This is a genomic window from Bacillus sp. AY2-1 (assembly GCF_008368965.1).
Lineage (GTDB): Bacteria > Bacillota > Bacilli > Bacillales > Bacillaceae_G > Bacillus_A > Bacillus_A thuringiensis_S.
In genome coordinates this window covers 1-12,190 of record NZ_QPEL01000045.1, presented here as the reverse complement: position 1 = coordinate 12,190, position 12,190 = coordinate 1, and the positions used below count along the sequence as shown (strand labels likewise).

Sequence of the window (12,190 nt, the reverse complement as noted above, 5' to 3'; positions counted from 1 at the left end):
TTATGAAGAAGCAAGAAAATAACGTCTCTCCGGTCTCCCAACACTTCCATATATTAGCTCTGCGTGGACTTTCTTCCCAGATATCAAATACTCTAAATAGCGCCTTGCCGTTGATCGGCTTACTCCAATCATTGAGCTTAACATTTCTGCTGTAATCCCTTCTTCATTAACTGTTAACATATGCTTTTTTACTTTCGCTAAAGTATAAGGATCTATCCCTTTCGGGGCATATTCTATTTGATCTCCCTTCACACCTCTTTGAGACCATAAATATTCAATTTGTTCCGTAGATAATTGATTGTTCTTCTTTAACTGTATAATCTTTTTTTGATAGCCTTCTAGACTTGCTTTAAATCGATCAAACATTAGTGGCTTTACGATATAATCTGTTACTCCGCCCCGCAGGGCGTGCCTCACTACATCTGTTTCCGATGCCGCTGTAATCATAATGATATCTGTATCGTGCAAATGATTCCTAATATATGTGACAAGTTCCGTTCCCTGCATATCAGGTAAGTACACATCTAATAACACGAGCTGTGGCTTCACAAGCTCTAGCCATTCTTTCGCTTGTTCTCCAGTCGTTGCCGTTCCAATTACTTTAAATCCCTCAATTTTTTCAGTAAAACGACGATGAATGTCAGCAATCCGAATATCATCTTCTACAATTAATACTTCAATCTCCTCACCCATTACTATTCGCCTCTCTCTTTCGGTAGTGCAATAATAAATAACGCACCACCTAAATCCCCTTTTTCAATTGCAATACTTCCATTTAAATCTTCTACTAACTCTTTCACTTTTGCTAATCCATATCCTCGCTCTCCTCCTTCTTTCGTCGAAAAGCCTTTATAGAATATGCTAGTAATTATTTCATCATGAATCCCTTGCCCTGAATCTTCCACTTCAATTAATATTTCTTCTCCAATATCAGTTACAAACATCCTTACTTTCCTATCATTCTCTTCATTTTTTTCAATTGCTTCAAATGCATTCGTAATTAAATTCCCTAAAATAGAAACGACATAATTACTCTCAATATGTGGACTTAATTTGTCTAAACCACTTTCTCTATCTAGCATAAAATCAATCTTCAACTCTCGTGCTCTATTATAAAATCCAATTAAAATTCCACCTAGCCATGGATTTTGAATCCGCTTCATAATAAATTGAACAAAATCTTGATATACCGCTGTTTCCTTATGAATAAGCTCTAAAGCATCTTCATATGATTCTAATTGGATAAGACCCGAAAGCGTATACAATAAATTATTATATTCATGCGTTTGCGCCCGCAATGCCTCTGTATATTGCTTCGTCTGGGACAATTCTGCTGTTAACTGATCCATTTCAGATTTCAAACGTAAGCTCGATACAACGCCAGTTACTTTATTCTTTACTTTAATAGGTAGACGGTTCGCAATAACAGCCTGTCCTTTTATATTTAATTGGCGGTCAAACTGTTCTTCACCAGTTTGAAGTACATCTAGTATCGTTGAATTAGGAATTACATTTAAAATAAATTCCCCAATAATATTTTGTTGTTTATTTAGCGAAAGAATATCATAAGCTGCTTGATTGACTAAACTAATCATGCCATTTTTATCGATTACAATAATCCCTTCACGTACAGATTGAATCACTGTACTATGCTCTTCATATAAAGATGAAATTTCTTCTGGCTCCATCCCGAACATCATTCTTTTTATACTTCCCGCTAAATATATAGAGCCGATTACCCCAATTAAAAGACCTATTACTGTAATCCAAAATACACGCTTTCCATACAATTCTACTGCTCCATGAATATCAGCCATTGAAAACCCAACAGACACCACACCGATAATTTCATTTTCCTGGTTACGGATTGGGACTTTCCCACGCAATGAAGGGCCTAACGATCCATTAGCTTTCGAAACATAAGATTTCCCTTCTAATAAAACGCCTTTATTATCTCCGCCAACCATTTTTTCTCCTATTTTATCTCGCTCAGGATGCGCATAACGAATCCCCTCTTTGTTTCCAACTACAATAAAGTCAGCTTCTGTATCAATTCGAATTTTTTCTGCGATTGGCTGAATAATAGAAGCTGGATTTTCTTTTTGAAAAGCTTCCTGAATTTCTGGTATCGCAGCAACTGTTTTCGCAACATGCAAGGCCCTTTTACCAATTTGCTCTTCTACTGTTTCAGATAATATGTAAAAAAATAAATAACTTGTTAGCAAAAGTACAACAAGAATAAGTGTACTAATAGTTAATGTAATTCTCGGTTGTAGTTTTAATTTTTTCAATGTCAAAACCATTCCCCTAACATAATTAAAGATAGAATTTAAAGAAAATACAGTTTTTTATTATCATAACACGCTTACTATATATTTCTTTCTTTTTTATCTTCATAAAAAAAGAAACGAAGCATAAGCACTACTTCGTTTCTTAACAGTTTATTATATTTTAAACTTACCAATCATCTCTTGTAATTCTTCTGCCATTTGTGATAAATGAACTGCTGCTGCATTTATTTCATCTACTGAAGCTAATTGTTCCTCAGAGGAACCAGCAATATTTTGAACGCTTGCCGCATTTTCTTCAATCGTAGCTGCAATTTCATTAATAGATGCACTTACTTGCTTTGCATCTACCGTCATTTGTTTTGCTACATCTACCATGCTATCAATTTGTACAACTGTATCATTTGTAGACTTCAATATTTCGGCAAAGCTTTGCTTCGTTTCATTTGCAACTACAAGTCCTGATTGTACTTCTGTTCCAACTTGATTCATAGAGCTTACTGTTTCTTTTATATCAAATTGAATCTCTTTCACTAGTTTTCCAATTTCCGTAGAAGACTTTCCTGATTGTTCTGCTAGCTTTCGCACTTCATCTGCTACAATTGCAAATCCTCTTCCTTGCTCTCCAGCTCTCGCAGCCTCAATTGCCGCATTTAACGCTAATAAATTTGTCTGTTCTGCAATATGTTGAATCACTTCAAGAATTGCTCCAATTTGTTTCGACTTATCGTCTAACAAACCAATGATTTTGTCTGACTGTGAAACAGAATCATGAATTAATTGCATTTGATTCACAGTTTTTTCAACTAACGTCCCACCATTTTCAGCTTTTTTCTTGGTATACATAGAGGCTGTAGATACTAATGAAGAACTATCTGCAACACGCTGAATTCCTTCTGTAACTTCTTCTAACAATGTTGCTCCTTCTTCAACTTCTTTCGTTTGTATTTCTGCACCACTCGATACTTGCTCTATCGCCTGTGTAATTTGTTCCGTTGCTTCGCTTGTCTGCTTCATACTAGCTGTTAATTCTTCTGAAGATGCTGCTACATGACTTGCTGAAATGTTTATATTGGAAATGACACTATGTAACGATGTAGCCATCTCGTTAAAGCTTTCTCCTAGCTGTCCAATTTCATCTTTAGAATGAACTGTAATTGATTCTGTTAAATCGCCTTCACTAATCTTCTTCGATGATATAACAAGTTGTTTTAACGGTTTAATAATAGACGCAATAATGAAGTAAATTACAATCCCACCGATTAGTAGCGAAATTCCAAGAACAGTTATTGTTTTATAGAAAATAGGTTCAGCCGCTTCGATAATTTCTTTGGAAGGCATAATTCCTGCTATTTTCCATCCAGTTTTCTTATTCGTTTTAAAAGTGATATTACGATCTTCACCATCTAACGAATAATGAACATCCCCAGCTTCCTGTTTATACAATTCTTTACTAAGTTTCTCTTCTAATTTCTCTCCTGGCTTCAGTGTCGGGTGCGCTACTACATTTTTATCTTGATCAAATATTGCTACATACCCTTCCTTACCGATATTAACCATCTTGGAAGTAGTAACAATATCATTAATGATTAAGTCAATCCCAAGAACGCCACTTTTATCCTCATTTTGTTTTGCTAGTGTAATAACAATATTACCTGTCGTTTTTGACTTATATGGAGCAGTTACAATTACTTCTCCGCTTTTCTTCACTGCCTCTTTATACCAATCTCTTTCTGTAGGATTATATCCATCTGGCATCTGAATAGCTGGTGATTGAATAAACTGTCCATTACTAGATCCTGTATAGATTGCTTCCATTTCTGGATGCAGTTTATTGTATTCTTCTAGTTTATTTTGTATGTTTTGAATTTGATCTGCTTGGTAACTTGATTGTGTGAATAATTTTGTAAAATAAGTTGCATCTATTTTTTTACTATCCAATTCTTTATTAATTACATTATCCAAAATTTTTATATTATCTTTCGCCGAGTTCAAAATCGTTTCATTAAAATTCGTCTTCGCCTGTTGATAAGACGTCCAACCAATTACAATACTTGGAAGAATTAAAATAATAATAAATGATACAAGTAACTTTGTTTTTAAACTACTACTCCTTAATTTCCCTTGAAACATACTTCTACCCCTCCATACCGTTTTAAATGTAATTAATTAACATTTAATCTTTCTATAAAAATAATACAATTTAAATGTATCGATGAGACTCTCTATCTTTTTCTACATCATAAAGAATTGATACATACCTTTTTCATTCTATATAAATTAAATAATTAAAACAATATATAAAAATGTATATTATTCGAAATATTATAATTCACTGAAGAACCTCTAGTATCTCACTTACTAGAGGTTCCTCCCGCTTTACTATTCTTTATCTTTTTCTACTTCTTTTTTCGCATCTTCTACTACAGATACAACAGGTTTATCGTTTGATAATTGTTGTACTGCTCCTTTTCCAGCAAATCCTTCTAATAACTCTTTTAAATCAATGCCAGAAGAAGCTTTTAATGTTTCTTGCATCGTTGCCATTAAATCAGTCGCATAACCTGCAACTTTTCCGGCGCCGCTATTTTTACCACCGCCACCTGTATCGACAACTGTAATTTTATCAATGTTGCTAAGTGGGCTTGCAACTTCCTTCGCATAACTTGGAAGCATGTTAAGAACCATATCCATAATCGCCGCTTGGCCATATAACTCAAATGCCTCTGCAATTTTTTGTTTCGCTTCCGCTTCTGCTAAACCTTTTAATCTGATAACATCTGCTTCCGCTGTACCTTGTGCTTTTTGTACTTCTGCTTTTGCTTGACCTTGCGCTTTTTCGATTTCCGCCTTCGCTAAACCTTCTACACGAACTTCTTCTGCACGTGCTCTTGCTTCCGCTTCAATTTTATATTGATCTGCATCTGCTTTTTTCATTTGTTTTACTTTTTCCGCTTCTGCTGATTGTTCAACAGCATAGCGATCTGCATCTGCCTTTTTCTTTACTTCTGCATCATATTGCTTTTCACGACGCGCAATCTCTTTTTCTTCTAATTCAATTTGCTTTTCACGTTCAATGATTTTAACGCGCATTTGCTCTTCTGTAACACCTTGTTGCGCTTTTGCTTGTTGTAATTCATAGGAAAGATCTGCATCTGCGCGAGCTTGTTCTTGATCTCTCTTATAAGATTGTACTTTTAACTCTTTATGTTTTTCAGCTTCAGCGATTTGTGCATCACGTTGATACTCAGCTTCTTTTGCTTCTTTCTCAGCACGAGCTTTTTCAATTCGTGCCTCTTTTTCACGCTCTGCATTTGCAACTGTTGCATCACGCTTAACCATCGCAATTTGTGGCTGACCAAGTGCATCTAAGTAACCGTTCTTATCCATGATTTCTTTAATTGTAAAGGAAACGATGCGAAGTCCCATCTTCTTTAAATCTGTAGAAGCTACTTCATGTACCTTTTGAGCGAATTGCTCTCTATTACTATAGGCATCTTCTACTGTCATAGAAGATAAAATAGCACGTAGATGACCTTCTAAAACTTCTTTTGCTTCTATTTTCAACTCTTCTGTTTCTTTTCCTAAATATTGTTCAGCTGCTGTAGAAACTTCTTCAATGGTAGATCCTACTTTAATAATAGAAACACCATTTACTGTAATCGGTACACCTTGTTTCGTATACGTATCACGTGTTCCCACTTCTAATTTGTAGTTTAATAGACTTAAAGGCTCTGCTCTTTGCATAATCGGAACTACGAAAGTACCGCCACCACGAATAATCTTAATCTTCTTTCCATCATCAGTGGTAACTACATTTTTCCCGCCACCAAGCCAGTTTCCAGTAACAATTAATGCTTCATCTGGTCCAACTGTTCGATACTTTGTAATGAATACTAAAATGAGTAGAATTAAAATTGCGAGTAATACTCCACCGATAATTAATGGAATCGTCATGTAAATTCCCCCTTATAATTTTGGTTTCTTTAAAGAATAAGCGATGTTCTGTACAAGTAAAACACCATCTTGGACTCCCTCGATAATAACCTCTGTTCCTTGCGAAATATCTTTCTTTCCAACTGTTTTAGCTAGGATTGCATTGTTTCCAAATTGGGAGGAAATTAATACTTCACCAAACCCTTCTGTAGGAATAGTCGTAATGACCTCTCCTTTGCAACCGATGAATTCATCCATACGTTGCACCGTGTTTTGTTCTGCTTCTGCAATCGGTTTTAAAATTAGTATTTTCATGATGAATACACCGATAAAAGATATAGCAAATGCAGCCCCAAAAATAAGAATACTATTAAAGGAAAATAAATATTCTCCTATATAACTAAGTCCACATAACATGGCGAAAAAACTAAGTAATAAAGTAACAACGGATACAGATCCGCCTCCAAAACTAAATATGGATTCAAATATATCTCCAAAAAAGATATAAATTACAGTGAGTATAGTAGCAATAATAAATCCGTATAAATAAATTGTTTCAAGTGGATAACCAAACAAAGCCATTTCTTATCCCCCTCTCTTAAACAATCCCTTTTTTGTTATGTGTATGCCCCACCTCTTTCAAAGATTATTGTTCTAAATTTTCAGTTATTTACCCTTTAAAGAAAAGCCTGTAAGACAGGCCTCTAAAAAAGAACAGGAGAAACCTATTGTGACAGGCTCCTCCTAGAAAATAACCGATATTATATATATCTATATAATATACTATTTTCCACAAAAAGTAAAGTTAAACATACATTGGAAAAGTACTTATTTTACTGACAATTCGTATGTTCCATCGCCATTATCATATTTATATACATACAAGTAATACTTACCTGGTTTTGCATTAAATTTTGCTTCTATATGATTCCCATTAGCTTGACCGTAAGCCGCATAATTTTGCATATCTGATTCATGGTGAAGTACCCATGTCATCCCAATTCCATACTCATTTAAAACAGAAATGTCGATATCTTTCGCTGATGCTACATTAAATGTATAAACATCAGTGTGGTCCCCGCCAATAAGATTACCTTTTATCGTACTATTTAGCCCGATACGATTTGCTTCCTCTGGACGATTATTTGGTTCTGATTCTGTTAAACTTCCATCTTTAATCGTAACAGTTGTTTCGCTTCTGCTCTCTTTTCCTTTATCATCTTTTACTCTTAACGATACTTTATAAGAACCTTCTCTTTCATATACATGTACTGGATTCACTTCTGCACTTGTGCTTCCATCTCCAAATTCCCATAAATAAGAAACAATTTTTCCATCTTCATCGTTTGAGCCATCACTTTTAAATTGAATTCCCTCTTTTACAACTCCATTATAAGGCCCGTTTACATTAACCGTCGGAGCTTTATTTTCTCCATCATCTTTTGCGATTCCATGGAAGACTACATCATATTCAAATTCATTTGAGCTATTCACACGATAATTGACGAAGTATGCTGTAACAGTTTTGTAGCCACTCCATTCTTTTTGCGCCAATTGTTCTAAAGATTCATTTACTCTTTTACTCATTGCTTTCCAATCTTCTGATTCACCTTTTGTGACACTACCTGTATACGTACCTTCTAATGTAAATGTATTAAAGAATTGAGAATTATGTTTTGTCATTTTTGTATCTTTCATAGGCAACGTATCACTAATTTCTTTCTTCACCGCTGTTAACGACTTCGTTGCATGTTCAGCTAAATAATCATCAGCTACTTCTGGTACAGTGTATGTATCTTGATTATTAATTAACTGCTGCATATACTCTTGATACTCTTTATTTAACTTAGGATCTTTACTTAGATTTTCACGATATGCATCATAATTTTTCACGTCATTCGCACGAATTAAATCTTGAATTTTATCAAATGTTTCAAACTGATGCGTATATAAGTAAGACTGCAATGCGAACGAGTAATTATAGAAATCCCAAGAACCGTATTTAGCAAATAGTGTGCGCTCTGCAGTATAACGGCTTGCAGGATCAGATGATAATCCGCTAATTATACTCTTTCTTGGCACAACGTTATTCGTACGAGTAGAGCCTGCGAAAAACTCTGCATTTCCTTCTTGGAACCAAGTTAACCTTTCATTTTGATACATATCTCCTCTTCCAAATAAACCAGGAACTTCATATCTCCCTTGCAGATAATGAGTAAATTCATGACGGAATAACTCTTCTAAACTATAAATACTTTGCTCTGGTGTACGCTCATATGTAAAGAATGTTCCTGTTTCTTCGATATAAATTCCACCGTTGTTTGTTTCATACCCATACAATTGTCTATTTAACTGATATTCATCTGGACTATTATAAATTACGATTGTTAACACATCATCCGCATTTCCTGGCTCTAATGCTTTGTCATTTCCAATTACACGGTGATACTGTGCCTTTACTTCCTTCGCAGCCCAATATAATCTCTTAATTTTTTCTTCTGATACTTTATCTCCTGTTTTGAACACAATTGATCCATCATCGAATGTATACGTTTTTGGTAAGTACTGCTCTTTTCCTTCTTTACGTATTTTCTCTAAATCTACTGTATTCCCGCTATAATCTTTACCATTATAATTTGTTGTAATTTGTTCTACCGCAACAAAATATGGTTCACTTAAGTGTGGGTACATATGCATTGCTTGTGTAACAACCTCTAATCCTTTATTCGGATTGCTATGAAATTTCCCTAAACGGCTTGCAAAATAAATACCATTATTAACGAGCCATTTATTTTCTGACGTTACTTCATTTAAAAGAGCAATACGATTTATTTCATTAATAAACCCATCTACTTTTCCATACCACATCGTTTCATTCGCTTCTTTACGGGCCTCAACTAAATACGACTGTATATCATAGTCAATCCCTTGCATAATATCGTATATTGCTTGTCCCTTCATTCGATCATTTACATAAGTAGTAAAATTATCATTGTATTGCTTTAAAATATTTGATGCGTATTGAACTGTTTCAACATCACTTGATGCATTACTAATTAATTTTCCGTATGCAGATACGACTGTATCTTGTTCATCTGTACCAAGCTTAAAGTTTGGATTTTTTGCGATTGCTTTTAAAGCAGGTAAACATTTATCCTGGAAGCTTCTTTCATTTAATTCACTTAATTCGTTATTATAAAATGCCAGATAAAAAGCGGAACGCAACACTTCAGTAAACGTTTGAATTCCTTTTGAATCATCTTTCGTAAATGTACTACCTCTATGAGCTAATTCATCTATAATGACTTGCATTTTTCCTTTATCTTTATAAAAGGCCTTTGTGTCTTCATTAAACTGGAATAAATCTGTAATTTGGTGCCACTTAATACTGCCTAATGTTTCAACTAATTCTTGATCATTCATTTTGTTTAAATCAGCCATTGAATAGCTTTCTTTAACTTGCTTTACTGCCGTTTTCTTCGTAATAGATGCTGGTCGCTGTGAAAAATCGCCTACTTTTAAACGTTCTTGAAATGATAAGGTTTCATCAACTTTTGAAACATGCCCAACTTCATCTACTGGCTTTTCAATTCCAACCGGTTTCGTTTTTAGCACATTATACGGTACTTTTTCTTCCGCTACTGCATGAGTTTGAAGTGCCCCTAACGATAAAGCCATTGTACTAATGCTAAGCATCACTTTATTGATCTTTGATTTCTTGTTCATATCCTTGCCCCCTATTTTAATATTCCATTCAAGAATTTAACATAAAATCTGGATGTAACAATATAAAATGCAATATTTCATATTATTTCTTCCTATAATTTGTACATATCGTGAACACCCTTTCCTTTATCTAACCTCCGCTGATTATGAACTTATAACAATCAAAATTCCCTTTTACAAATATTAAAAAGAGAATTTTTTGACATTTCACCCCTTAATTGTTATGGTTAATATAATTGTTAACTTTATTAAATAAAGGTGGGATTCTATGATAAAAAAAGAGAACAGTGTATTTTATATCTCCATCTTGCTTACAACCTTATTTATTATATGGGGTGTCATACCAGCAAGCTGGATACAAGGCCATGATTTACAAAGTATCACATCTTCTTTAAACTCATTTATCCTCAATAAATTTGGATGGTTTTACTCTCTACTTATGACCACAATGCTTGTTTTAGCTACTTATTTAGCCTTTTCAAAATACGGTTCTATTCGTCTTGGTAAAGATGGAGAAAGACCAAAATACAGCTATTCATCTTGGTTATCCATGTTGTTTGGAGCAGGAATGGGGATTGGACTCCTCTTCTATGGAATCGCTGAACCGATTTCACATTTTACAGATCCATTAACAGGAAAAGCAGGTACAGAGGAAAGCGCCAAACTCGCTATGCAATATTCATTTTTCCACTGGGGACTCTTTCCGTGGTCACTATACGCGATGGTTGCTTTAACAATTGCATATTTCACATTCCGCAAACAAAAAGGTAGCACAATTGGGGCTACAGTTACTCCATTATTTAATCGATCGAAAAATTCTCCTATCGGAAAAACAGTCGATATTTTGGCTGTTTTAGCCACAGTATTTGGCATTGTGCCATCTGTTGGGATTGGTGCTCAACAAATTGCCGGAGGATTAAGCTATTTATTCCCTTCTATTCATAACACTTTACTTACTCAGCTCGTACTTATAGCTATCTTCGCTGTTTTATATTTAACAAGTGCGCAAACTGGCTTAGATCGTGGGATTAAATATTTGAGTAACTTGAATTTCTCTCTCGCAGGTATTTTACTCGTCTCCTTTTTAATTTTAGGACCAACTGTATTTATTATGAAATATTTCACATCTACACTCGGTTCTTATATCGGCGCTTTACCTAGTATGGGATTAAATTTAGGAGCATTTAGTGAAAAATCTTCTTCTTGGATTGAAAACTGGACTATTTTCTATTGGGGATGGTGGATCTCTTGGTCTCCATTCGTCGGTACATTCATTGCTCGTATTTCTAAAGGGCGCACAATAAAAGAATTTATTATTGGAGTTGTATTAGTCCCAACTCTTATCTGTACATTTTGGTTTGCAGTATTTGGCGGTACCGCTATCCATATGGAAATGTTCCAATCGCTTGGGATAGCTGATGAAATCGCAAAAAATGGTACAGAGATTGGATTATTTGCTGTTATTTCGCACCTACCATTCTCTACATTTTTAACGGTTATCGGGTTAATTTTAGTAGCCACATTTTTCGTTACTTCTGCCGACTCGGCAACATTTGTTGTTTCAATGCAAACGAGTAACGGAAGCTTATCACCGAAAAATAGTTTAAAACTTATATGGGGATTAACAATCGCGATCATTGCAGCACTTTTATTACAAGCTGGAGGATTAAATGCACTACAAATTGCAGCTATAATCGCAGCACTACCATTTTCTATCGTAGTCGTTCTTATGGTTGCTTCGCTATTTAAAGAGCTGCGAAAGGAAGATGTTAATTCGCAAACGAAAGAAGTTCCGCAAAAAATAAAAAAGATTATGTAACAATTGGCACCTCAAATTACTTCTGAATCCGTGATGACTGAGAGAAAAAAGAAAATTAACAAACCCCATTCGTATGAAATATAATTTTCATACGAATGGGGTTTTACTCTATCTATTACACAAAAGACAAACATTAATTATATACAATAATAAGATTAAACGTTATTTATTTCTTAAATAACCTCTTTCTAAATACGAACATACTTAGTGCGGAAAGAACAAGTGTTATTCCAGAAAGTAAAGTCGATGTGCTAGCTTCACCGCCTGTTGATGGTAAAGATTTCTTTCCTTCCTCCGTCTTATTAACATGTTGTGTATTTAAAGTATCTGCTGTTCTGCCTTCGTTTTCAACAACCTGATTATTTCCTTTTGGCTCTTTTACTTCCTCTTTCGCTTCTTCAACTTCTTTTGTTGGTTCTTT

Annotated in this window: 8 protein-coding genes; 1 reads left to right on the top strand and 7 read right to left on the bottom strand. The window is 34.6% G+C overall.

All coding sequences use genetic code 11. The features are described 5' to 3' along the window. The 6 genes from DN403_RS12080 to colA form a co-directional block, all read right to left on the bottom strand. Positions 1-693, bottom strand: a complete 693-nt coding sequence (locus tag DN403_RS12080) for a response regulator (protein WP_000503468.1) — start codon at positions 691-693, stop codon at positions 1-3. A 2-nt stretch (positions 694-695) separates the two neighbouring features. Beyond that, positions 696-2,303: an ATP-binding protein gene (locus tag DN403_RS12075; RefSeq protein ID WP_149185493.1), complete on the bottom strand. Its 1,608-nt coding sequence runs from the start codon at positions 2,301-2,303 to the stop codon at positions 696-698. Between the two features lie 141 nt (positions 2,304-2,444). Next, positions 2,445-4,421 (bottom strand): methyl-accepting chemotaxis protein, encoded by a 1,977-nt coding sequence (locus DN403_RS12070; RefSeq protein ID WP_000486200.1) that lies wholly within the window; start codon positions 4,419-4,421, stop codon positions 2,445-2,447. A gap of 249 nt (positions 4,422-4,670) precedes the next feature. After that, positions 4,671-6,245 (bottom strand): flotillin family protein, encoded by a 1,575-nt coding sequence (locus tag DN403_RS12065; protein WP_000154996.1) that lies wholly within the window; start codon positions 6,243-6,245, stop codon positions 4,671-4,673. Positions 6,246-6,257: 12 nt separating this feature from the next. Beyond that, positions 6,258-6,806 (bottom strand): NfeD family protein, encoded by a 549-nt coding sequence (locus DN403_RS12060; RefSeq protein ID WP_001173143.1) that lies wholly within the window; start codon positions 6,804-6,806, stop codon positions 6,258-6,260. 246 nt (positions 6,807-7,052) lie between these two features. Further along, positions 7,053-9,950, bottom strand: a complete 2,898-nt coding sequence (gene colA / locus DN403_RS12055) for a collagenase ColA (RefSeq protein WP_001036431.1) — start codon at positions 9,948-9,950, stop codon at positions 7,053-7,055. A 268-nt stretch (positions 9,951-10,218) separates the two neighbouring features. Here colA and opuD point away from each other — a divergent pair, with 268 nt between their 5' ends. Further along, positions 10,219-11,769: a glycine betaine transporter OpuD gene (gene opuD / locus DN403_RS12050; protein WP_000591601.1), complete on the top strand. Its 1,551-nt coding sequence runs from the start codon at positions 10,219-10,221 to the stop codon at positions 11,767-11,769. A gap of 166 nt (positions 11,770-11,935) precedes the next feature. On the opposite strand, the gene DN403_RS12045 is transcribed toward opuD, so the two are convergent. Beyond that, positions 11,936-12,190 (bottom strand): LPXTG cell wall anchor domain-containing protein (locus DN403_RS12045; RefSeq protein WP_098425614.1); only part of this gene is annotated, 255 nt, incomplete at its 5' end.